The organism is Xanthomonas sp. WHRI 10204, from assembly GCF_040202875.1.
In the GTDB taxonomy this organism is placed as follows: domain Bacteria; phylum Pseudomonadota; class Gammaproteobacteria; order Xanthomonadales; family Xanthomonadaceae; genus Xanthomonas.
Genome location: NZ_JBEGDW010000001.1, coordinates 2,259,101 through 2,280,488, shown reverse-complemented (window position 1 = coordinate 2,280,488; position 21,388 = coordinate 2,259,101). Strand labels below are relative to the sequence as shown.

Genomic DNA, 21,388 nt, shown 5'->3' with positions numbered 1-21,388 from the left:
CTCACGACTCGATCAAATCAGGAAACACCGCGCCTTCGATATCCACCAGGCAGCTACCCCAAGACAGCCCGATGCCGAAGCCGCACAGCAGCACACGCTTGCGGCCGGATTCAAGTTCCTTATTGATGCGTACGGTCATGGTCACTGGCAACGAGGCGCCACTGGTGTTGCCGAAATCACGCAACGTGGAGGGCACCTTTTCCACCGGAAGGCCGAGCTTCTTGCGAATGGTCTCGTTGATCATCCGGTTGGCTTGATGGAACACGAAGTAATCGATCTCATCCTTGGAAACGCCGGTGTAGTCGAGCAGCTTCTGCACCGCCGGTGGAATACGTTGAGTGGAGAAGCTCAACACCGCCACGCCATCCAGGATCAGGTCGGTTGCGCGGCGCCAGGGGCCATCGGGTTCTTCGCGGAACGGAATCAGATGCTGCATGGCAACCGGTTCGCGTTGACCACCCACCGGCAGGATGATCGCCTTATAGCCGCTGCCATCGCTGTTGAGGTCGAAATACATTGGCGGCGCATCGGCACTGAACTCCAGCGCGGTGGCGGTGCCGGAGTCGGAGAAGATCGGGTCTTCCAGGTTCGCGCTACGGTCGCCGACCAGCAGCAGACCCTTTTTGACGCCGCCGGCGGCGATCATCGAGCCGAGCAGGTTGATGCCGAACGGGTAGGCCGAGCAGCCCAGATTGACGTCGAACGCCACCGTGGCATGCGATAGGCCCAGCCGGTCCTGCAGGATGATCGCGGTGGCCGGAATCGGATAGTCCGGCGATTGCGTCACCACGATCAGTGCGTCGATCTCTTCGCGCTTCCACTGCAGCTTGTCCAGCAGCACTTCCGTCGCATCGAAGGCCAGGTCCGAAAAGCACTGCCACTCCGAGGCCATACGGCGCGTCTCGATGCCGATGTTGCGCACCAGGCGCTCGCGTTCGGAACGGATCTGCGGCCGGCAGTCGGTGAGATTGGACACGACCCGCTTGGGCACGCAGGTCGCCATGCCGGCAAAGCGGACGTTGTGCAGCGTGGAGGTCGGCATGGTGCTTACGCCTCGGTGAGTTTGTAGAGATCGCCTACGGTGACGGCGGTGGTGAGATGTTCGCCGGTGATGGTCTTGCCGTACTCCATGTCGAACATGACGATCACGCCCAGCGCGGCCAGCGAATCCCACTCCGGCAATTCCAGCAGCACGGTCTCCAGCGTGACCTCCACCGGTTCCTGGAAGTCGGTGGCGGAGAGGAAGTTCTCGATAAATGTTGCCTGGGTCATGCGATCTCGCCTGGTTGCCGGTTGAAGAGATGGAAGTCTGAAATGCAGGTGCAGCGTGTTGCGATCATGTTGCCTGTGCGCCGGCGATCAGGTCGGCGATGGTGTCGACCTGATCGCTGTGCAAGCCGGGAAAGATCGGCAGGCACAACACCTGCGCGGCCACCGAGCGCGCCACCGGTAACCACGCCGGTGCCGACGAGGGCAGGGCGCGATACATCGGGAAGTCGCTGATCAACGGATAGAAGTAACGCCGTACCAGGATGCCGTGTTCGCGCATCAACTGATACAACGCATCGCGCGACAGCGGGTAGTCGTCCTGCACCAGGATCGGAAAATACGCGTGATTGGCGCTGGAATACTGCGGCGATGCCACGCAGCGGATGCCGCGCACTGCGCTCAGCCGCTGCCGGTACTGCGCATCGATCGCGCCGCGTTGCGCAATGGCCTCGTCGATGTGCTTGAGCTGCAGCAGGCCGAACGCGGCGCTGATCTCATTCATCTTGCCGTTGATGCCCGGTGCGACCACCGTGGTTTCGTTGACGAAGCCGAAATTTTTCAGATGCCCGATGCGTTGATAGGTTCTCTCATCAGGGCACACGATGGCGCCGCCTTCGAAAGTATTGAACACCTTGGTGGCATGAAAGCTCAACACGCTCAGGTCGCCGTGGCGCAGGATCGAGCCGCCCTCATCGCGCACGCCGAACGCATGAGCCGCGTCGTAGATCACCTTGAGGTTGTAGATGTCGGCGATGCGCGTGATGGCAGTGGTATCGCACGCGGTGCCATAGCAGTGCACCGGCATGATCGCGGTGGTCTGCGGGGTGATGGCCGCCTCGATCTTGGACGGGTCCATGTTGAGCGTCACCGGGTCGATATCCACGAACACCGGAGTGATGCTCTTCCACAGCAACGAGTGCGCCGTGGCCACGAAGGAGTAGGGCGTGGTGATGACTTCGCCGGTGATGCGCAGCGCCTGCAAGGCGGTGATCAACGCGGTTGTGCCGTTGGTCAACAGGGCCAGATGCGGCACGCCCAGGTAGTCGCACAGCGCCTGCTCGAGCGCACGGTGCATCTCGCCGCCGTTGCTGAGGATGCGACTGGTCCAGATCCGTTCCAGATACGGCAGAAAGTCTTCCAGCGGCGGCAGCAGCGGACTGGTGACGGGGATGGGCATCAATGCCTCGCTGGGACGGGTGAATGTCGGGATTCCGCCGCAACCGGTGGCTGCGGACGGAGTGATCCTGTTGAAGCAAGCGCTATGCCAGCGGGCGCTGGTGGAGCCGTGGCCCGCTCAGTTCGCCAGCTCGGTCTGCTCGCGGTCGATGCCGTACTTGCGCAGCTTCTCCACCAGCGTGGTACGGCGCAGGCCGAGCAGCTGGGCCGCATGCGCAACCACGCCCTGAGTGCGTTCCAGGGCTTCGTTGATCAAGGCCAGCTCGATGGTGGCCATGTGGCCACGCAGGTCGATGCCGTCGTCGGGCAGGCTGGCGGCAGCGACCGGTTCGGCATCGGCCGTCTTGGGCTGCAGCGTCACCACGTTGCTCGGCAGTGCGCCAGCGTCGGTGGGCGCCGCCACAAAGGCTGGTTCCGGCGGCAGCTCGACCGGAATGGACGATGCAAAATCGCCGCGATAGCGCGCCGGCAGGTCCTGCACGCGCACCAGCCCACCGGGATGCAGCACCGCCAGGCGCTCCACCAGGTTGGTCAGTTCGCGCACATTGCCCGGCCAGTCGTAGCTGCGCAGCGCCTGCAAGGCTTCATCGGCAAAGCGCACTTCGCCGCGCCCGGTGCGCGCCAGCTGGCCGGCAATCGTCTGCACCAGGATGGCCAGATCGTCGACGCGCTCGCGCAACGCCGGCATTTCGATCGGGAACACGTTGAGGCGATAGAACAGATCCTCACGGAACTGCCCGTCGCTGATGCGCGTTTCCAGGTTGCGGTGGGTGGCAGCGATCACGCGCACGTTGCAGCGGATGGTCTGGCCACCGCCAACGCGCTCGAAACTGCGCTCTTGCAGCACGCGCAATAACTTCACCTGCATCGGCAAGCTCATGTCGCCGATTTCGTCCAGCAGCAACGTGCCGCCTTCGGCCATTTCGAAGCGGCCCTTGCGTGTGGTCAGCGCGCCGGTGAAGGCGCCTTTTTCGTGACCGAAGAGTTCGCTTTCGAGCAGATCCGGCGGGATCGCGCCGCAATTGATTGCGACAAACGGCCCGTCGCGGCGCGGCGAATGTTGATGGATGGCGCGCGCGACTACTTCCTTGCCGGTACCGGATTCGCCCAACACCAGCACGGTGGTGTCGAACGCGGCCACCTGGTCGATCAAGCGACGCAGGCGGGTGACTGCCTCGCTGTTGCCGGTTGGACCGGTGTCCTGCTGCACGCCGGCCTGATGCTCGGCATCCAGACGCTTGAGGCTCGCGCGGCGTAGCAAGGCTTCCAGCTGTGCATGGCGCAGGGGGGTGTCCAATGCCCAGACATTGGCTTCGTGCAGGCCGTGCGTCTGCGCAAACGTGATCGGGCTGCCTTCCATCAACAGCACCGGCGGCGGCAGCTTGGCATCGGCCAGCCAGTCGAAGAATTTGTCGGCCTGCGCGGCGTCCTGCGCCGAGCCCACCATCACCGCCATCCACTCATCGTGGCGGTGACGGCCAGGATTGATGTCGGCGCCGTCGGTGACCCAGCGGGGATTGAAGTCCATGAACTCGAGCAGCGACACGGTGCGCTCGGCGCGCACGGCGTCACTGTCGATCAACAGAATGCGGGACTCACTCATTCCTGGCTCCTTCCGTCAGGCCCTCCAGGATTGGCATGACTTCCTGGATATAGGACAGCTTGCTGACAAAATTGTCAGCACCCGCGCGAAGAGCGTGTTCACGATGCTCTGCATCGTCGAAGTGGCTCGCGATGACAATATACGGCGGATCGTCCTGCGTCTTGATCAGACGCGTTGCCTGCAGTCCGCCCATCTCGGGCATGGCCAGATCCATCAGCACGACATTGGGGCGCAGCGACTCAGAGCGCTCGATCGCTTCCAGTCCATTGGCGGCACTGCCCACGATGTTGAGCCACTCCACTTTGCGAAAATGACGCATCGCAGCGTTGATGAAGCCCTCGTGGTCGTCGACCAGCAGCACGGTGAGTTTGCTCATAGTAGTCCTTATCCCGCTCGCGCAAGCAGCGGTTTGTTATTACGGCGGCGCTCGCGGGCCGGGGCGATCTCGAGTTGTTCGCGGTACTTGGCCACGGTCCTTCGCGCAATATTAACGCCCTGGCGCGACAACAGGCCGGCGATGGCTTCGTCGGCCAGCGGGCGACCCACCGGCTCGCTCTCGATCAAACGACGCACCATGGCCTTGACCGCCTGGCCGGAGACGCTGGCGCCTTCCAGTCGCACGGCGAAGAAATGTTTGAGTTCGAAGGTGCCACGCGGGGTTTGCAGGTATTTGCCGGTGGTAATGCGCGAAATCGTCGATTCGTGCATGCCGATTTCGTCGGCGATTTCCTTCAACGTCAGCGGTGCCATCGCTTCTTCGCCGCGCGCCAGGAAGGCGGCCTGGCGTTCGACGATCGCACGCGTGGCGCGCAGCAGGGTTTCGTAGCGCATCGACAGCCCGCGGGTCAGCCAACGCGCTTCCTGCAGCATGTCGCGCAGCGGCTGCGCGGCATCGCCGGCCTCGGCCAATGCGCGTTCGTGTACCGGGTTGATGCTGACGCGGTGCGTGGTGGCCGGATTCAACGCCACGCGCCAGCTGCCATCGGCATGCCAGGCGAGCACATCCGGAATCACGCTGGCGTTGCTTTCCTGCAGCAGGTCGTCGCCCGGGCGCGGCTGCAGCGACAGGATCAGCCGCACCGCTTCGCGCGCATCGTCCACCTCGGCATCGTGCGCACGCGCCAGCAGCGCGTAGTCGTGGCTGGCCAGCAGATCCAGATCGCCGGACAGGATGCGCGCAGCCAGATGACGAGCCGGGACGCGGCCGGGCAGGGCGTTCAACTGGGCTTGCAGGCACTCGCGCAGGTCGCAGGCGGCCAGTCCGGCCGGGTCGCCGTGCAGCAGACGCTGACGGATCGCTTCTACTGCCTCAACGGTCATACCCAGGCGAGTGGCGCCAAGCTGCTGCAGCGTCGACAGCGCCTCGGTCAGATACCCCGCGTCATCGGTCTGCTCCAACCAGAACGCGACGGCCCCCAAAGCGGCCTCGTCCAGGTCCAGCGCCAGTTCGCGCAGGATGCGCACATGCGGGTCGGTGGACTCGCCGGCGGCCACGCGCTGCATGCGGTCGTCGTCGCCATCGTTCCAACTGCTGCTCTGCACGTCCCACATCGTGCTTTCCGGCAGCTCGTCGAACGCAGCGATATCGCCGGCGCCATCGTCGTTGGTGGTGGCCTCATCCCCGTTATCGGCCAGCTCTTCCAACTCCAGCAACGGATTGGTTTCCAGGGCACGACGGATTTCCAGTTCCAACTGCATGCCGTCCAATTGCAACAGACGGATCGACTGCAACAACTGCGGGGTGAGGTGCAGTTGCTGGCCAAGCTGGGCGGAAATGGTCGTCTTCATGGAAGCGCTTCCGAAGGGCGCTGCATGCAGCAGCGATGGAACGCATCTTGCAGGACAAAGCGACGGGTTTCTAATCAGGGAGTCAGGTGAGGTGACTCATGATTTTCCTGACAGTCTGTCAGGAACTCCCTGACATGAAGGGCGAGCTCAAGCGTGCCCGCCGGAATTCCGTCACTGTTTTCGTCGCGGCGGCCCTGTGCGGGCCGCGCCGTGTATTTCGAATGACCGATACGGCGATTGCGGCTGCAATCGCTCAGACCAGTTCGTTGTGATGCTTGGCGGCGAGCAGGACCAGATCGTTGGCGCGACGACAGCCCAGCGATTCCATCATGCGCGCGCGATGGGTTTCGACCGTCTTGACGCTAATGCCCAGGTCGGCGGCAATTTCCTTGTTGCTCTGTCCGCGGCCGATCTCGCGCAGAATTTCTCGCTGACGCGGGGACAGGGCGGCGATGCCGACCGGTTTTTCGCGGCCCAGCATCGGCGCGATCATCTTGGACGAGATCTGCGGGCTCAAGAACACCTGGCCGGCAGCGGCGGCACGCAGCGCCAGTTCCAGCTCCAGCGGTGCGGCGTCCTTGACCACGAAACCGACCGCGCCGCGATCGAGCGCATCGCGCACGTGCACCGGGTCGTCGTGCATCGACATCATCACAACATGCGTGCGCGGCGCAGCGCGCAGCACGTCGGTCATGGCATCAAGACCGCTACGGCCGGGCAGGGACAGGTCCATCAGCACCAGATCCGGGCGATGCAGGGATGTCATATCCAGGGCTTGTTGCGCGTTGCTGGCCTCGGCGACGACATCGATGCCGGCGAAGGTTTGCAGCAGCCTGGACAGGCCTGCACGGACAAGGGTGTGATCGTCGACGATGATGACTCGCACGGCGCAGATGAGACCTTTTTTCGGTATGGGGCACCTTAGCCGACCCGGCGTCTGGCGCCAACTAGCGGGATCAACGCTGGCGGCGGGCGTCGGCGATCTGACGGCGATGTAAACGAAACAAATGACGTTCCAGGGCGTCCTGCAAACCCGGCGACAACGGCGCGAACCGCAGCCACAGCCACTGATCGTGACCATCGCTGGCGCTTGCCAGCACCTCGGCAGGAAGCTGTACCAATTCAGGAAGCCAGTCGGATGGCTGCAGGCAGACACTGCCCGTGGTGCCCGGCGCATGGCTGGTTGCGCAATTCAAGCGGATGCCGCGGACCGACCAATGCACCACATCCTGGATCAGGCCACTGTCGCCCTGGCGGACCAGGCGGCCGATCAGTGCCAGCATCAGATCGAGCTTGGCATCCATGCGTTGCACCAGCAGCGGCAGTTCGCCACGGTCTTCGCTGGTTTCTTCGCTACGCAGGTCTTCGACCTGGCCGAGGCTGCGTAGCAGGGTTTCTGCGGCGCTGTGCGAGCCGGCGTCGGCACCGGCTTGGAAGCCGGCCGGCAGACGCAATTCGCAACTAAGCGTGTCGGCAAACAGCTCGGCATCGGCGGATGGCGCGAGTGTGCCGAGCGCGGTCATCAGATCCGGCCGACCCGTGCGTAGGCGAGGCTGGCCGACGACGAGGTGCGCTGCGCGCGGATCAGGTCCAGCAGCTTGCGGCGACGGTCGAGCATCATCCGCATCAAGTCCTGCTGCATCGTCTGCAAGGTCTGCAGCGCGTCGCGGTCCTGGCTTAGATCCACGTGCTGCGCATACTCGCGCAGGTGCAGGTCATGGCTGTCGAGCAGGAACGGCATCGCCTCGAAGTCCTCTTGCGCCATGGCGAGGCGGAGATCGGCGATTTCGGCTTGAAGGCTTTGCGCGTTATGCATGGCTGGACTCAGGAAACCGCAGCGAGGCCGCGTTGTTCGAGGGGGATAGAGTTCCACGCCGAGTCGATTTCGCTGAGCAACTCCAGCGCTTCGGTCAACGCAGTCTCGTCGTTGTGCAGGTTGGCGGCGGTCAGACGCTGCATGACGTAGTCGTACAGGGCCGACAGGTTACCAGCGATCTCGCCACCGGCTTCGTGATCGAGCGAGCCGTTCAAATGACCGACGATCGCGCAGGCTTCGCCAATGGCCTTGCCCTTGCGCGCCTGGTCGCCCTGCGCCAGGCAGGCCTGGGCCAGACGGATGCGCTGGCAGGCGCCAGCGAACAACAGCGACACCAGCTTGTGCGGGTCGGCTTCGGTCACGCTGGTGGACACGCCGACCTTGCGGTATTGCTCGGCATATTGACGATTGGAACCGTACATGGATGACTCCTCAATGGGCTGACCTTCGCTGGTCCCGGAGCGCTGTGCTCCTGCGACGACGCTCCTGCCAGAAGGCAAGGCCGAAATCACGATAGGCCCTTCTTGTATCGGCAAGACCCTTGCGGGACTTGAGGATCGGCATCACGGAAATCAGCTGTTCAACAGACTGCTGAGCGAACTGGCACTGCTCTGCAGCTTGCTGATCATGGTTTCCATCGCGGTGAACTGCGCGGTGTAACGATCGGTCAGCTTGGTCATGCGTGCGTCCAGATCGTCCAGGTCGGCCTCATAGCCCTTGATGGTCTTGTTCAAGCTGTCCGAGCGCAGGGTCAAGGTGCCGTTGTTGGCGTTGACGTTGCTGTCCAGCAGCTTGGTCATGCCGGAGCCGAACTTGCTGTCCTTGCCGAGCACCTCGGCGGCAGCGCCGCCGTCGGAGGCGATGGCGGTGTCGAACTTGGCACCGTCGAAGCTCATCACCCCATCCTTGTCGATGGTCAGGCCCAGCGACTTGAGCTCGTTGACGTTGCCGCTGACCTGGCCGCGCAACTGCTGCTGCAGGCCACGCACCAGCGAGTCGCCGGTCAGTGCCGAGGCGGTCTTGGTGGTGGCGTCGTAGGCGCTGCTCTTGGCCAGCAAGGTGTTGGCGGTGTTGTAGGCGGCGGCGTACGCAGTCAGATTGGCCTTGAGGCCGCTGGTGTCGGCGGCGACGCCCAGGTTGAACTTGGTGCCTTCGGCGGCCTTGGTCAGGTTGAGCACCACACCCGGCACGATGTCGCTGATGGTGTTGGAGCTGGAGGTGCGCTCGAAGCCGTCCACGCGCACCAGCGCATCGGCGGCAGCCACCTTCTGTGTCAGGCCGCCGGTGACACCGGCGCCGAAGGTGAGGCTGTTCAAGCTCGGGTCGCTGGCACTGACGGTCAGCGCCCCCTTGGTGCCGGAGTCGACCGCGTTGAAGACCAGGTGCTGGCCATCGTTGGCGGTCACCACACTAGCGGTGACGCCCTTGCCGGCGGCGGCCTTGTTGATGGCTGCAGCGATGTCGGTGAGCTTGTCGGTGCCGCTGATGTCGACGGTCACGCTCTGGTCGCCGTAGCCGATCGTCAGCGTGCCGCTGCCGACCGTGGCATCGGCGGTGAATGCGCCGGAGGCCAGTTTCTGCGACGCGGCCAGCGAGACCACTTCCACCGAATAGTTGCCGGGCGCGGCCGAGCTGGTGGTGGTGGCGGTGAAGCCGGCATCGGTCGGGACCGTCGCCTTGTAGGCGTTGGTATCGGCACTGCTGACCACCTTGTCCAGTGCAGACTTGAGCGTGGTCATGCTGCTCTTGATCTGACTGATGGCCGACAGCTGCGTGGTCGCTGCGGTGCCGGCCTTGTTGATGCGCGCCTGCTCCGGATCCTTCTGACGGGATACCAGGGTGGACACCACGGTGGGGATATCCAGCCCGGAGCCGGACGTACTGATCACCGATGCCATGTTGCATTCCTCGTCTGGGCATCCGGACAGCGGATGCATGGGATTACGAGACGGGTATCGGCCGCATCCGGGAGGACTTTAGCGGCGCCGACGCGTCTTGTTGACCACCAAGCGGATGCAACTTCCGTGCCGGCCGCGCCAAACGACCGGCGTCAAAAACCCCGCACCCACAAAAAAGCCCCTCCGAAGAGGGGCTTTTGATTTGCTGCGAAGCGCTTCTGAACGACTGCGGCAAGTTACTGCAGCAGGCTCAGCACGTTCTGCGGAACCGACTTGGCCTGGGCCAGCATCGCGGTACCGGCCTGCTGCAGGATCTGCGTGCGGGTCAGCTCGGCGGTTTCCTTGGCGTAGTCGGTGTCACGGATACGGCTACGCGAGGCCGACAGATTTTCCGAGGTGGCGCTCAGGTTGGCGATGGTGGAGGTGAAGCGGTTCTGCACCGCACCCATGTCGGCGCGCGAGGAGTTGACCGCGGTCAGCGCCTTGTCGACGATTTCCAGGGCCTTCTGCGAGCCGGAGAACGTGGAGATATCCAGGCTGCTCAGGGTCGAAGCGGTGGTGCCGGAAGCGGCCGAGGCGGTGGTGATGCCGGCGCCGACGGTGATGCCGGTGGCGCTGGAGGTGCCAGCGGACAGCGAGGTGAAGTCCTGGCCGGCCTTCAGCGATTCGATCTGCACCGAGCCGTCGCTCTTGATCGAGGCGTACATGCCGGTCTGGTCCAGCTTGTCGTTGATGGCCGCAGCAACCTTCTTGTTCACATCGGCAGCGGTGTCGCCCGAAGCGACCTTGACGTCGGCGATGGTGACGCTCTTGGCCGAACCGCTGGCGTCATTGAACGACAGGCTGATGCCGCTGACCGAACCCGACGCGGTGGCGGTACCGGTCACGCCGGCGGCGGAGACGGCGGCAGCGAAGTTGGCCTTGCCCAGCGAATCGACGTTGGCGTCGACGATGCTGTTGATGCCGATGGTCTGGCCGGCGTCGGCGCCGACCTGGAACAGCGCGCCGGAGAAGTCGCCGTTCAACAGCTTGGTGCCGTTGAAGTTGGTCTGGTTGGCAACGCGGTCGATTTCAGCGGTGAGCTGCTTGACTTCGGAGTTCAGCGCGTCACGGTCGGTGGCCGAGTTGGTGGCGTTGGACGACTGCACCGACAGCTCGCGGATACGCTGCAAGTTGCTGCCGATTTCGACCATCGCGCCTTCAGCGGTCTGGGCCAGCGAGATACCGTCGTTGGCGTTGCGCGAGGCAACGTCCAGGCCGCGGATCTGCGTGGTGAAACGCTCGGAGATCGCCAGACCGGCCGCGTCGTCCTTGGCGCTGTTGATGCGCAGGCCCGACGACAGACGCTGGATGCTCGTCGACATGCTGGCGCTGCTGGTGGTGAGGTTACGCTGAGCGTTCAGCGACATTACGTTGGTGTTGATTACCTGTGCCATTTTGATTTCTCCTAAGCGATTTTTCCGGCAAGGGGGACTTGCCCGGAGCCTCCGCAGGGGGGCCATCAAGTTGGCCGTTGCCGCTGCTGAGATGAATAACGGCGTTGCGTCGGGAACCTTTAGCGAAATTCAGTATTTTTTTACTGTTTTTCTGCTGCGGGACGAAATGCGTAAGCGTTGTGTATCAAGGGGTTTGGTTTATTCGGCAGCACCCCTTAAATCTTTAGCGTTGGTATAACCGTTCGAAAAATAAACTCCGTCCGCCTGCGCAAGTGCTCACGCGCAGGAGCGAAGAAAACGCAGGTTTTCTGCTGCAAATCAGCGGATCATGTTGAACAAGGACGACGACTGCATCTGCTGAAAAATGGTCTGAGCGGCCTGCAAGGAGGCCTTCTCGAGTTCGTACTGCCCGATCGCCGAGGCGTAGTCCAGATCGCGGATCGACGACAGGGTGGTCTTGAGCGTGACTTCGTTGGATTCGAGCAAGGAGTTGGCATTGTCGATGGCCGACAACTGCGCGCCGCCAGAGGCGCGCGCGTCGATCATCTTCGACGAGGCCTGCGCGATGTCGCGCATGGACGTCTGCAGCGTATTGATCATCGCTGCCTTCTGCGGCTTGGTCAGCGTGTCGGAATTGAGCGCACCAACCAGATCGTCAATGGTGGAGAACACGTCCTTGGTGGTGGAGGCGCCGATCTGGAAACTGTCGCCGACCGCCGGTGCGCCGCTGATGCGCATGCGCACGCCGGCCGCAGTGATGTCGTCGCCATCCTTATAAGTACCAGTGCTGACCACTGCATTGGTGCTGTCGCGCACCTCGTAGGTGTCGGCGGCGGTGAACTGCACGCTGTAGCTGCCGCCGTTCCAGCTGCCGGTACTGGCATCGCGGCTGAAATCCAGCAGTAGGCCGGTGCCGGTATTGGCGTTGGAAGGGTGCGCGTCCACGGTGCCGTCGCCGGTGCGGATGCGCATGAAAATTTCGCTGCCGGGCAGGGTGTCGCTGACAAAGGTGTCCGGCGCCACTTCGACCTGCTTCTGAGTCTGGTCGCCGTTATAGACGACGCCGCCATTGCTCTTGATGAACGGTGCGCTGCCATCGGCGCTGCCGCCGAACAGATAGCGCCCGGTGCCGTCGGTGCTGTTGGCCAGGCTCACCATGCTGTCGCGTAGTGCGGTCAATTCCGATGCGATCGCCTTGCGGTCGTCGGGGCTGAGCGAGGAGTTGTTGGCCTGCACCGCCAGTTCGGTGACGCGCGCCATTTTGTCGCCGGCTTGCGAGAGCGCGTTTTCCTGCAGGCCCAGGCGGTTCTGCACGTTGTTGGCGTTTTCGCCGAAGCGGGTAATCGCGGCCAGCGCGCGATCCAGGCCCACAGCAGTGCCGGCAGCGACCGGATCGTCCTTGGCGGTCACCAGGCGCTGCCCGCTGGACAGCTGCGATTCGAGCTGGTTTAGCCGCGTTTGCTTGGCGCCCATCGAGGCGATCGACTGGCTGTACATCATGCTGGTGGAGATACGGTCGGTCATCAGCGTACGGCGCCCAGGATGGCTTGGAAGATGGTGTCGGCGGTGGAGATCATCTGTGCGGCCGCCTGATAGGCCTGCTGCAGCTTGAGCATGTTGGCGGCTTCCTCATCGAGGTTGACGCCGGAAATCGAATCGCGACTGGCCTGCGCCTGGTCATTGATGACCTTCTGCGCGTCGGCGGCGTAATCGGCTGCACGCGCGGCCGAGCCCACCGAAGTGGTCAGGCCCGATAGCGCGCCGTTGAGCGTGACCGTGCCGCCGCTGAGCGCTTTGGCATCGTCGATCTTGGCCAGCAACTTGGCATTGCCGTTGTCGCTGGAGCCGGCGCCCGTCGGACCGACGCCAAACGTGTCGCCAGCCTTGGGCGCGCCATCCAGCGCGAAGCTCCAGCCGTTGGCGCTGATGGTCTGGCCGGGGGTGTAGGCGAACGGGCCGGCGCCGTCGATGGTGTATTGGTTGGCATCGATGAACTCCACCGACGACGGGGTCAGCAGCGCCGGGTTCTGCGCATTGGTGATCTTGACGTCGCTGATCTTGCCGGAGCCCAGGTTGGCGACGGTGGCGGTGGCCTTGACCGGCGTTGCTGCGGCAATGCGCGACGGGTCGGTGATGGCCACCGCCACGGTGCCGGCCAGCCCGGAAGTGGGCTGCAGCAGGAACTTGTCGCCGCTGGCCGGCGTGCCGCCGACCACCATGCTCACGCCATTGAGCACTAGCGGGTTCGCAGCGGTCCCGGTGCCGGTCATCGGCACGGCTGCGCCGGTGCTGGCGCTGGTGGCTTTCCACGCGGTGCCATCGAAGCTGAGCGTGACGTTCTGCCCGTCCACGGCCGACATGTTGCTGAAACTGGCGGTCAGCGAAGCGGTTCCGGTATTGCTCGGGTTGGCCGCAGTGGTGGGCGAGCCGATGTTGAAGAAGTTGCCGCCCATCGCGCCGTACAGGTCCATACCCTGGGCGTGACCGGCGTTGAAGGTGCTGGCCATGCCCACTGCAAGGCGGCCCAGTTCGGCCTGGGTCGGCTCCAGCACGCTGCTGCGGAATTCCAACAGGCCACCGATCTGCCCACCTAGCGAATTGGCGCTGAGGCTGACGTTCTGCCCCTGGGTCTGCATCGCCACCTGCAGCTTGGTCGGCTGGTACGGATCGGCGACGGTGGTGAGCTTGGACGAGGTCGTCCCCACCACCAGCGCTTGGCCGCCGGCGGTGAAGACATTCATGAAGCCGCCATCCTGGATCACCGCGGTGCCGCCGGTGTAGCCCACCAGCTTGCTCACCAGCGCATCGCGCTGATCGAGCATGTCTGGCGCAGCGTTGGCCGCGCTATTGCCGATGGTGCCGTTGAGCTTGGCGATCTGCTGCGTCAAACGGTTGACTTCGTCCACCGAGGACGTCAATCCGCTGTTGACTTCATTGCTCAGGCTGTCCATCTGCCCGTTGAGCTGCTTGAAACGCGTCGCCAGCGAGTTGCCGCTGTCGAGCATGCTCTGGCGCTCGGCGGTGGAGGAGGCATTGGACGACACCGCGCTGGTGGAATCGAAGAAGTTCGACCACAACCCGGCCACGTTGGTGGCGGTGTTGGAATACAGCGCGTCCACGCGGTTGGACAGCGACGACAGCTGCTGCAGGCGCGAGAGTTCGCCGCCGCTGTCGAGCAGGCGCGAGATGGCCAGCTGGTCCGCCACCCGGCCCACATCGGTGATCTTGGCGCCATTGCCCACGAACGCGTAGCCCATGTCGGTGGGCGTGCGCGTTGCAAATTCCACGCGTTGGCGGCTGTAGCCTTCGGTATTGATGTTGGCGACGTTATGGCTAACGGTCGACAACGCCCGTTGGAAGGCGATCAGCGCGCTGGTCCCGGTGGACATGATGGACATGGGCGTTTACCTCAACGACGGATGGTGCCAAGCCCGGCAGGCTCGGCGGTGCTGGCGTAACGGTTGGACAGATCTGCCGCTGCGTTGCCGATGGCGGCGACCGCACGGTCGATGGTCGGGCCGTTGGCGATCGCCGCGATCTTGGCTGCGTAGCCCGGATCGGTGGCGTAACCAGCCTGTTGCAAGCCGCGTGCAAAACCCTTGATATCGGTGCCGGCCTGCAACGCGGATTGGTAGCGGCTGTTGTTTTTCAGCAGGCGCACGTAGTCGGCAAAGCTCTCTTCGGCCGAGCCATAGGCGCGGAAGTCGGCGGTTTCGGTGGTTTTGACGCCGTTGACGTATTCGTGGGTGCCGGTGGTGACCTTGTTGCCACTCCAGCCGGTCGCCTTGATGCCGAACAGGTTGTTGGAATCGCCACCGTTGCCGATGCCGCGCCGCCCCCAGCCGGTTTCCAGCGCGGCCTGTGCGACCAGCGCACGCGGGTCCACACCGAGTTCGCGCGCGGCTTTCTGTGCGTGCGTCCAGATCTTGGCGACAAAGCCTTCCGGCGTGCGCTCGCCCAGGCTGGCAGCAGCAGTGCTGGCCGCGCTCGCGTTGACGGCGGTATTGGCATCGGCGGCGTCGCTGGCGGCCACATCGGACCAGCGATCGTTGGCCGACGGCCAGCTCAGCGCGGCCGCGTCGTCGCTGCCGGCATCGCTGCCGCCGCTGCGCCCGGCGATCAGATCCAGCACCTGGCTCATGCCGATACCGGTCAGGCCGCCTGCGCCGATGCCTGCAGCGGCGCCGACAGCTGCGCCGAGGCTCGCACCGACGCTGGTTGCCGCGCCGTCGCGGGCAGGCAGCGGCAGCGATGCATCGCGCTTGCCGGCGACCAGGGCATAGGCCTTGGCCGCATCGGCGGTGCTCAGCGAGGTGTTCAACGCCGGGCCGCCAGTGTCGCCACTCAACTGCTTGGAGATCATCGCCGACAGGCCCAGGCCCTTGCCTTCGGTCAGCGCCTTGGCCATCTGCTGGTCGTACATCTCGCGGAACATCTGGTTTTCACCAGGAAACATCGGGTCGCCGGAGCTGGCATCGCGCATGCTCTTGACCAGCATCTGCGCGAACTGGCCTTCGAGCTGACGTGAGACCTTGTCGATCTTTGCGGGATCGGCCTTGGTGCTCGGGTTGAGATCAATGGGCGAGGCTGCGATACGCATGTCAGATGACCTCTAGCTCCGCCGTCAGCGCGCCAGCCTGCTTCAGGGCTTCGAGAATGGCGACCAGGTCGCCGGGAGCCGCGCCCACTTCGTTGACCGCGCGAACGATCTGATCGAGCGTGGTGCCGCCTTCGAACTTGAACATGCGGCTGCCTTCGGAGGTCGCCGTGATCGTGGACTGCGGTGTCACCGCCGTGCGGCCGCCACTGAAGGCACCCGGCTGACTGACGTTGGTGTTTTCGCTGATGGTCACGGTGAGCGAGCCATGCGCGATGGCGGCCGGCATCACCCGCACCAGCTGGCCGATGACCACGGTGCCGGTGCGTGCATTGACCACCACCTTGGCCGGCGCATCGCCCGGCGAGAGTTCGACATTTTCCAGCCGCGCCAGCAGGCCGATACGCGCGCCCGGGTCGGTAGGCGAGCGCACCGCCACGGTCACGCCATCCACCGCACGCGCGGTGCCGGCGCCGAAGCTGCTGTCGATCGCCGCGACCATCCGCGAGACGGTGGTGAAGTCGTTCTGGTGCAGGTTGAGGGTGATTTCGCCGCTACCGGCGAACACGTCCGGCAGGGCGCGCTCCACTGTGGCGCCGTTGGGAATGCGGCCGACGCTGGGAATATTGACCGACACCCGCGAGCCATCCTTGCCCTGCGCACCGAAACCGCCAACCACCAGGTTGCCCTGGGCCATCGCATAGACTTGGCCATCGGCGCCTTTCAGCGGTGCCATCAGCAAGGAACCGCCACGCAGCGACACCGCGTTGGCGATCGAGGACACGGTGATGTCGATCGGCTGGCCGGGCTTGGCGAATGGCGGCAGCTCGGCGTGGATCGCCACGGCCGCGACGTTTTTCAGCTGCGGGTTGACGTTCGCCGGAACATTGACGCCCAGCTCGCCGAGCAGGTTTTTCAGGCTCTGTACGGTGAAGGGCGCCTGGCTGGTGCGGTCGCCGCTGCCGTCCAGGCCGACCACCAGGCCGTAGCCGACCAGCGCGTTGCCGCGCACGCCGCCGACCTGGGCGAGATCCTTGATGCGTTCGGCCGATGCCGGTGCGGCAATCGCGCATAGCGCGACTGCGGCGGCGAGCAAACGGAAGGGCAGGGATGACAGATTCATGGTCGCAGGCTCAGTAGGGCGACAGACGGGAATTGAAGAAGCGGCTCAACCAGCCCATCGCGTTGGACTGCGCGATCGCGCCGCGGCCGCCGTAGGCGATGCGGGCATCGGCCACCTTGCTCGACGGCACGGTGTTGTCCGGGGAGATGTCGGCGGCGCGCACGATGCCTTGCACCTGCACCAGCTCGTCGCCCTGGGTCAGGCGCAGATTCTTCTGCCCCTGGATCACCAGATTGCCGTTGGGCAGGCGCTGCATCACGGTGACGGTCACGCTGCCCTGCATGCGGTTGCTCTGCGCGGTGTTGCCCTTGCCGGCAAAGCTGCGGTCGCCATTGGTGGAGTTGCGCAGCACGTCGGTGCCGTTGACGGTGAGCGGCACGCCAAGCAGCGTGGGCGTGCTCATGTCGACGGTGTCGGCCTTGCTGATGCTGGTGTTGGCGGTGGACGAGGCGGTGGTGCTTTCGACCAGATTCACCGTCAGCAGATCGCCGACGTCGCGGGCGCGGCGGTCGCCATACAGGTTCAGCCCCGGGCCGGCGGCATAGATCGCACCGGCGCTGGGCTGCGCCACTGGCGCGACCACCGGCACGATCGGCGCCAGTTCGGCGAACGGCCGCACATCGCCGGCTGCCACGCAGCCACCCAGCAGCGCGCTGCAGGCAATGGCAAGAGACAGCGAAGAGAGAGAGGGCAGGCGTGACATGGCGTGGATTCCTGAGAGGGCAGCGACCGGCAAACCGATCAGACGTTGTTGTTCAAGTAACCGAGCATCGAGTCGGTGGTGGAGATCGCCTTGGCATTCATTTCGTAGGCGCGCTGCGTCTCGATCATGCTCACCAGCTCTTCCACCGTATTGACGTTGCTGCCTTCCAGCGCGCCCTGCACGGTGGTGCCCAGGCCATTGAGGCCGGGGGTGCCGTTCTGTGCGGGGCCGGAGGCAGTGGTTTCGACGAACAGGTTCTCGCCCTTGGACTGCAGACCCGAGGGGTTGATGAAGTCGGTCAGCGTCAACGCACCGATTTCCTGCGCCGCGGCCTGGCCGGCCAGGGTCACGCTGATGGTGCCGTCGTTGCCGATGGTCAGCGACTGCGCGCCTTCGGGCACCTGGATGCCGGGCTGCAGCGGGTAGCCGCTGTTGGTGACGACTTCGCCCTGCGCATTGATCTGGAAGGTGCCGTCGCGGGTGTAGGCGGAGGTACCGTCGGGCATCTGCACTTCGAAGAAGCCGCGGCCGTTGACCATCACGTCGAGCGCGCGGCCGGTCTGCTGCTGGCTGCCCTGGTCGAAGCCCTTGAAGGTGGAGACCACCCGCACACCGGTACCCAACTGAAGGCCGGTCGGCAGCTGCGTCTGCGCGGAGGTGGAACCACCCGGCGCACGCACTTGTTGATAGAGCAGGTCTTCGAACGCGGCACGGTCGCGCTTGAAGCCGGTGGTATTGGTATTGGCCAGGTTGTTGGAAATGACCGACATGCGCGTCTGCTGCGCATCCAGTCCGGTTTTGGCGACCCACAAAGCCTGATTCATGACCCGATTCCTCGTTAGACCCGGGGATGTGTTCCGGGTACGGCTGGGTATATGCACGTGCTGTGCCAAACCCGCGTCGGAATTTTGCCGGCTGTGCGGTGGATCACGCGGCGCAGGGCCGAGACGCGGCGACCAGGAGACGATGCATGGTTGCGCTGGAGGGGGCGGACAACCGCAGGGATGTAGCGGGGTGCAGACAGCAAGCCAGTGAACGTTGATGCCTTCCGCGATTGCCTGCCGATCAGCAGTGGCCAACCGTGGAAGCGCGGCGTCGTCTCCGGGGGCGGGACCGTGTAGCGGCATAGATGCCGCTACCGAGCCTCCACGGACGGATTCACGGCGTGTCCCGCTCCCGGAGACGGCGCCGCGCATCGACCAACCCGCGCATTACACCTGTCCGGTCACGAGGGCTCCACTTCTACTCACCGCCTCCAATTTATGGCGGGCGGTGGTCTGCTGAGGGCGCTTGCACGCGTGTAGGCGTGGGACACGCCGTGAATCCGTCGATGGAGGCTCTTATGCGGCATCCATGCTGCATAAGGTCCCACGCCTACACGCGTGCAAGCACCGCCGGTTTTGGTCGGTGACTGAGATAAATGCGGCGTTGATAGAAGTGGCGTTTGAATCAGGTGCCGTGCGTTGACTGATGTCTTCGCTGGCGAATGGGTGCAACGGCTTGGAGCGACTCCATGCGCACTGCGCGTTTAGACCGCTTGCAGGCCGGCCGCTTTCAGGCCTGACGCCGAAGACGGCAGGTGCGATCAACGCCCCGCAATAATGCGGGCGTCGTGCTTCAAGCAGCCGAAACACCGCCATAGGCACCCGCCTGACGGCGCAATCGCTTCGGCGATCACGTTTAGAACATCTGACGGTTTTAGAACATCTGACGGTGGCTGGATGGCCAGCAGACAAGCGCATCCGGTGCCCGGAATCGGCAGGTGTCGCTGCGTGACCGGGTCCTCTGCGCCGGCCGCACCCGCCTGGCCAACGCTCGCTAGAGGCGTTGTTAGCCGCTGACCCGCAGCAACGAATTGGCTGACTGCGCGTTGTCGTCGCCGTTCTTGATGATCTTGACCTGCATTTCGAACTGGCGCTGCAGCTGGATCATCTCCACCAGCGCGCCAGCGGCATCCACATTGCTGCCTTCCAGCATGCCGCTGTTGACGGTCTTGCCGGTGGCCACCGCAAACGCCTGCGCCGGGTCGGTGCTGGTATTGCGCATCAACCCGTCCGGGCGCCGCGTCAAACGGTCGGCGGGCGCATCCACCACCTTCATCTTGCCGACGATGTCCATCGCCTGCGGGCCTTCGCCCTGCGGGATGATGGAAATGCTGCCGTCGCTACCGATTTCCATCGCCTGGTGCGGCGGGATGGTCATCGGGTTGCCGCCTTCATCCAGCACCGCATGTCCGTTGGCGGTGACCAGCTGGCCATTGGCGGTGAGCGCCAATTCGCCGTTGCGGGTGTAGGCCTCGCTGCCATCCGGCGATTGCACAGCCAGCCAGCGGTCCTGTTGCAGCGACACGTCCAGCGGGTTGCCGGTGACTTTCTGATGGCCCTGGCTGCGATCGAAGCCCTGATCCACGTGCAGCGCATCGATCCGCGACGGATACCCCTTGCCCTGGATCTTGAAGGCCTCGGTATTGGCCAATGCGGCCTTGAACCCCACCGTATCGACGTTGGCAAGGTTGTGCGACACGGTGCTCTGCGCCTGCAGGGAGGCACGGGCACCGGTCATTGCGACGTAGAGGGCTTTGTCCATTTGACACCGGGAATCGAGAGTGGGGAATCGGGAATCGTAAAAGCGGAATTGCTGGAGACTGGGAGAGGGGAGGTAAGGCCGTTGTCCGCTAGACGTGACGCCGGCTCTTACGATTCCCTATTCCCGATTCCCTATTCCCAGCCGTTAACGAATATTGATGATCGTCTGGGTGACCTGATCCTGGGTCGAGATCATCTGCGAGTTGGCCTGGAAGTTGCGCTGGGCCACGATCATGTTCACCAGCTGCTCGGTCAGGTCCACTGTGGAAGCTTCCAGCGAGCCGGATTCGATCTGGCCCAGGTCCGAGGTGTCCGGTGCGCCAATGCGTGCGGCGCCGGAGGTGTAGCTTTCGGCCCACATGTTGTTGCCCTGCGACTGCAGACCCTGCGGATTGACGAAGCTGCCCAGCGCGACCTGGCCCAGCGGCTTGTCGGCGCCGTTGGAGTAGCGCGCGAACACCACGCCGCTGGTGTCGAAGCTGATCTCGTTGAGCTTGCCGCTGGCGTAGCCGTCCTGGCGGGTGTCGCGCAGCGCGAAGGCTTCGCCGTACTGGGTCGAGCCGCTGACGTTGAGCTGCATGTTCAGCACGCCGGCACCGGTGCTGGGTGTGAACGGGTCCATCGCGATGATGCCGTTGGCCGGAGTGGTCAGCGAGCCGGTGTCGGAGAACTGCAGTGTGGTCGGCGCCCCGACTGCCGTGCCGTCCACATAGTTGTGCACCTGCCACTCGTTCGGATTGGCGGTCTTGACGAAGTAGGAGGTCTGCACGTGGCTGACACCCAGTGAGTCATAGACATTGATGCCGCCGGTGGAGTGGCTGTAGGTCTTGTCGTCGGCCGGGCTGAACGGGGTCACCGTCGGTGCGGTGGCGTTGCCGGGCAGGGTGAAGGCCAGGTTGACCGTGGAGGTCGACTTGGGCGGGCTGTCGGTGGTCAGCAACTGCAGGTCCGACAGGCGGCCCACGTCGAAGCCATTGCCACTGGGATTCGGCGCGAACACCTGCAGGCGCGCGCCCTGCGGATTGACCACATACCCGTTGGCATCGGTCTGGAAGTTGCCGGCGCGGGTGTACATCTTGGCGCCGTTGGACGACACGGCGAAGAAGCCTTCGCCGGAGATCGCCAGATCCAGGCTGCGCCCGGTCGGGTCGATATTGCCCTGCGAGAACTGCTGCGCCACGTTGCTGACCCGCACGCCCGAACCGACCGCGTTGCGCGACAGGCCGTAGCTGGTGCTCTGGAACATGTCGGCAAACTCGGCGCGCGATTCCTTGAACCCGGTCGTGTTGACGTTGGCGATGTTGTTGGAAGTAACGTTCAGATCGGCATTGGCTGCGTTGATGCCGGACAACGAGGTATTGAAAGCCATGGATGAGTTCCTTTAAGTGTCTGTT

General features: G+C 64.2%; 21 protein-coding genes. 1 reads left to right on the top strand and 20 read right to left on the bottom strand.

Annotation, left to right across the window (positions count from 1 at the left end):
- Position 1 precedes the first annotated feature (1 nt).
- From ABQZ00_RS09965 to rpoN, 6 genes are all read right to left on the bottom strand, one after another.
- A complete protein-coding gene (locus ABQZ00_RS09965) occupies positions 2-1,042 on the bottom strand; it encodes a ketoacyl-ACP synthase III (RefSeq protein ID WP_115558972.1) in 1,041 nt (346 codons plus the stop codon).
- Positions 1,043-1,047: 5 nt separating this feature from the next.
- Positions 1,048-1,272 (bottom strand): acyl carrier protein, encoded by a 225-nt coding sequence (locus ABQZ00_RS09960; RefSeq protein ID WP_055854478.1) that lies wholly within the window; start codon positions 1,270-1,272, stop codon positions 1,048-1,050.
- A 64-nt stretch (positions 1,273-1,336) separates the two neighbouring features.
- Positions 1,337-2,446 (bottom strand): DegT/DnrJ/EryC1/StrS family aminotransferase, encoded by a 1,110-nt coding sequence (locus ABQZ00_RS09955; protein ID WP_323536921.1) that lies wholly within the window; start codon positions 2,444-2,446, stop codon positions 1,337-1,339.
- A gap of 117 nt (positions 2,447-2,563) precedes the next feature.
- Entirely contained in the window at positions 2,564-4,048 is a 1,485-nt protein-coding gene (locus ABQZ00_RS09950) for a sigma-54 dependent transcriptional regulator (protein ID WP_323536922.1), read from the bottom strand.
- A complete protein-coding gene (locus ABQZ00_RS09945) occupies positions 4,041-4,424 on the bottom strand; it encodes a response regulator (protein ID WP_005997154.1) in 384 nt (127 codons plus the stop codon). The genes ABQZ00_RS09950 and ABQZ00_RS09945 overlap by 8 nt, the downstream gene beginning before the upstream one ends.
- Before the next feature lie 8 nt (positions 4,425-4,432).
- The gene (rpoN, locus tag ABQZ00_RS09940) at positions 4,433-5,836 is read right to left on the bottom strand and encodes an RNA polymerase factor sigma-54 (protein WP_115553772.1); all 1,404 of its coding nucleotides are present in this window, start codon (positions 5,834-5,836) and stop codon (positions 4,433-4,435) included.
- A 98-nt stretch (positions 5,837-5,934) separates the two neighbouring features.
- Between rpoN and ABQZ00_RS09935 the strand changes: the two genes are divergently transcribed.
- Entirely contained in the window at positions 5,935-6,108 is a 174-nt protein-coding gene (locus ABQZ00_RS09935; RefSeq protein ID WP_161961611.1) for a hypothetical protein, read from the top strand.
- Here ABQZ00_RS09935 and ABQZ00_RS09930 read toward each other — a convergent pair.
- The 14 genes from ABQZ00_RS09930 to flgE all read right to left on the bottom strand — a co-directional run bounded on the left by ABQZ00_RS09930 (position 6,090) and on the right by flgE (position 21,363).
- Complete coding sequence (locus ABQZ00_RS09930; protein WP_055854470.1) at positions 6,090-6,722, bottom strand: response regulator transcription factor; 633 nt, start codon at positions 6,720-6,722, stop codon at positions 6,090-6,092. The genes ABQZ00_RS09935 and ABQZ00_RS09930 overlap by 19 nt on opposite strands.
- A gap of 70 nt (positions 6,723-6,792) precedes the next feature.
- Positions 6,793-7,359 carry a PilZ domain-containing protein gene (locus ABQZ00_RS09925; RefSeq protein ID WP_323536923.1) on the bottom strand — a complete coding sequence of 189 codons (567 nt, stop codon included), beginning with the start codon at positions 7,357-7,359 and terminating at the stop codon, positions 6,793-6,795.
- Positions 7,359-7,652: a hypothetical protein gene (locus ABQZ00_RS09920; protein ID WP_055854464.1), complete on the bottom strand. Its 294-nt coding sequence runs from the start codon at positions 7,650-7,652 to the stop codon at positions 7,359-7,361. Before ABQZ00_RS09920 ends, ABQZ00_RS09925 begins: the two co-directional genes overlap by 1 nt.
- An 8-nt stretch (positions 7,653-7,660) precedes the next feature.
- Complete coding sequence (fliS, locus tag ABQZ00_RS09915; protein WP_055854461.1) at positions 7,661-8,074, bottom strand: flagellar export chaperone FliS; 414 nt, start codon at positions 8,072-8,074, stop codon at positions 7,661-7,663.
- A gap of 150 nt (positions 8,075-8,224) precedes the next feature.
- On the bottom strand, positions 8,225-9,550 hold the full coding sequence (fliD, locus tag ABQZ00_RS09910) for a flagellar filament capping protein FliD (protein ID WP_323536924.1): 1,326 nt from the start codon (positions 9,548-9,550) through the stop codon (positions 8,225-8,227).
- Positions 9,551-9,786: 236 nt separating this feature from the next.
- Complete coding sequence (locus ABQZ00_RS09905; RefSeq protein ID WP_115527746.1) at positions 9,787-10,986, bottom strand: flagellin; 1,200 nt, start codon at positions 10,984-10,986, stop codon at positions 9,787-9,789.
- 318 nt (positions 10,987-11,304) lie between these two features.
- Positions 11,305-12,510 (bottom strand): flagellar hook-associated protein FlgL, encoded by a 1,206-nt coding sequence (gene flgL, locus ABQZ00_RS09900; protein ID WP_055854455.1) that lies wholly within the window; start codon positions 12,508-12,510, stop codon positions 11,305-11,307.
- A complete protein-coding gene (gene flgK / locus ABQZ00_RS09895) occupies positions 12,510-14,384 on the bottom strand; it encodes a flagellar hook-associated protein FlgK (RefSeq protein WP_055854453.1) in 1,875 nt (624 codons plus the stop codon). Before flgK ends, flgL begins: the two co-directional genes overlap by 1 nt.
- 11 nt (positions 14,385-14,395) lie before the next feature.
- Positions 14,396-15,586 carry a flagellar assembly peptidoglycan hydrolase FlgJ gene (gene flgJ, locus ABQZ00_RS09890; RefSeq protein ID WP_115512936.1) on the bottom strand — a complete coding sequence of 397 codons (1,191 nt, stop codon included), beginning with the start codon at positions 15,584-15,586 and terminating at the stop codon, positions 14,396-14,398.
- Position 15,587: 1 nt separating this feature from the next.
- The gene (locus ABQZ00_RS09885) at positions 15,588-16,706 is read right to left on the bottom strand and encodes a flagellar basal body P-ring protein FlgI (RefSeq protein ID WP_055854446.1); all 1,119 of its coding nucleotides are present in this window, start codon (positions 16,704-16,706) and stop codon (positions 15,588-15,590) included.
- A gap of 10 nt (positions 16,707-16,716) precedes the next feature.
- The gene (flgH, locus tag ABQZ00_RS09880) at positions 16,717-17,409 is read right to left on the bottom strand and encodes a flagellar basal body L-ring protein FlgH (RefSeq protein ID WP_055854443.1); all 693 of its coding nucleotides are present in this window, start codon (positions 17,407-17,409) and stop codon (positions 16,717-16,719) included.
- A gap of 38 nt (positions 17,410-17,447) precedes the next feature.
- A complete protein-coding gene (gene flgG, locus ABQZ00_RS09875) occupies positions 17,448-18,233 on the bottom strand; it encodes a flagellar basal-body rod protein FlgG (RefSeq protein ID WP_006452262.1) in 786 nt (261 codons plus the stop codon).
- A gap of 1,006 nt (positions 18,234-19,239) precedes the next feature.
- Positions 19,240-19,995, bottom strand: a complete 756-nt coding sequence (gene flgF / locus ABQZ00_RS09870; protein WP_055854442.1) for a flagellar basal-body rod protein FlgF — start codon at positions 19,993-19,995, stop codon at positions 19,240-19,242.
- 144 nt (positions 19,996-20,139) lie between these two features.
- Positions 20,140-21,363 (bottom strand): flagellar hook protein FlgE, encoded by a 1,224-nt coding sequence (flgE, locus tag ABQZ00_RS09865; RefSeq protein ID WP_115527748.1) that lies wholly within the window; start codon positions 21,361-21,363, stop codon positions 20,140-20,142.
- Between the last annotated feature and the right edge of the window lie 25 nt (positions 21,364-21,388).

Excerpts from the sequence above, each read along its gene's own strand:
- ABQZ00_RS09965 (WP_115558972.1), bottom strand. The coding sequence starts at position 1,042 with ATGCCGACCTCCACGCTGCACAACGTCCGCTTTGCCGGCATGGCGACC.
- ABQZ00_RS09960 (WP_055854478.1), bottom strand. The coding sequence starts at position 1,272 with ATGACCCAGGCAACATTTATCGAGAACTTCCTCTCCGCCACCGACTTC.
- ABQZ00_RS09955 (WP_323536921.1), bottom strand. The coding sequence starts at position 2,446 with ATGCCCATCCCCGTCACCAGTCCGCTGCTGCCGCCGCTGGAAGACTTT.
- ABQZ00_RS09950 (WP_323536922.1), bottom strand. The coding sequence starts at position 4,048 with ATGAGTGAGTCCCGCATTCTGTTGATCGACAGTGACGCCGTGCGCGCC.
- ABQZ00_RS09945 (WP_005997154.1), bottom strand. The coding sequence starts at position 4,424 with ATGAGCAAACTCACCGTGCTGCTGGTCGACGACCACGAGGGCTTCATC.
- rpoN (WP_115553772.1), bottom strand. The coding sequence starts at position 5,836 with ATGAAGACGACCATTTCCGCCCAGCTTGGCCAGCAACTGCACCTCACC.
- ABQZ00_RS09935 (WP_161961611.1), top strand. The coding sequence starts at position 5,935 with ATGATTTTCCTGACAGTCTGTCAGGAACTCCCTGACATGAAGGGCGAG.
- ABQZ00_RS09925 (WP_323536923.1), bottom strand. The coding sequence starts at position 7,359 with ATGACCGCGCTCGGCACACTCGCGCCATCCGCCGATGCCGAGCTGTTT.
- ABQZ00_RS09920 (WP_055854464.1), bottom strand. The coding sequence starts at position 7,652 with ATGCATAACGCGCAAAGCCTTCAAGCCGAAATCGCCGATCTCCGCCTC.
- fliS (WP_055854461.1), bottom strand. The coding sequence starts at position 8,074 with ATGTACGGTTCCAATCGTCAATATGCCGAGCAATACCGCAAGGTCGGC.
- fliD (WP_323536924.1), bottom strand. The coding sequence starts at position 9,550 with ATGGCATCGGTGATCAGTACGTCCGGCTCCGGGCTGGATATCCCCACC.
- ABQZ00_RS09905 (WP_115527746.1), bottom strand. The coding sequence starts at position 10,986 with ATGGCACAGGTAATCAACACCAACGTAATGTCGCTGAACGCTCAGCGT.
- flgL (WP_055854455.1), bottom strand. The coding sequence starts at position 12,510 with ATGACCGACCGTATCTCCACCAGCATGATGTACAGCCAGTCGATCGCC.
- flgK (WP_055854453.1), bottom strand. The coding sequence starts at position 14,384 with ATGTCCATCATGTCCACCGGGACCAGCGCGCTGATCGCCTTCCAACGG.
- flgJ (WP_115512936.1), bottom strand. The coding sequence starts at position 15,586 with ATGCGTATCGCAGCCTCGCCCATTGATCTCAACCCGAGCACCAAGGCC.
- ABQZ00_RS09885 (WP_055854446.1), bottom strand. The coding sequence starts at position 16,706 with ATGAATCTGTCATCCCTGCCCTTCCGTTTGCTCGCCGCCGCAGTCGCG.
- flgH (WP_055854443.1), bottom strand. The coding sequence starts at position 17,409 with ATGTCACGCCTGCCCTCTCTCTCTTCGCTGTCTCTTGCCATTGCCTGC.
- flgG (WP_006452262.1), bottom strand. The coding sequence starts at position 18,233 with ATGAATCAGGCTTTGTGGGTCGCCAAAACCGGACTGGATGCGCAGCAG.
- flgF (WP_055854442.1), bottom strand. The coding sequence starts at position 19,995 with ATGGACAAAGCCCTCTACGTCGCAATGACCGGTGCCCGTGCCTCCCTG.
- flgE (WP_115527748.1), bottom strand. The coding sequence starts at position 21,363 with ATGGCTTTCAATACCTCGTTGTCCGGCATCAACGCAGCCAATGCCGAT.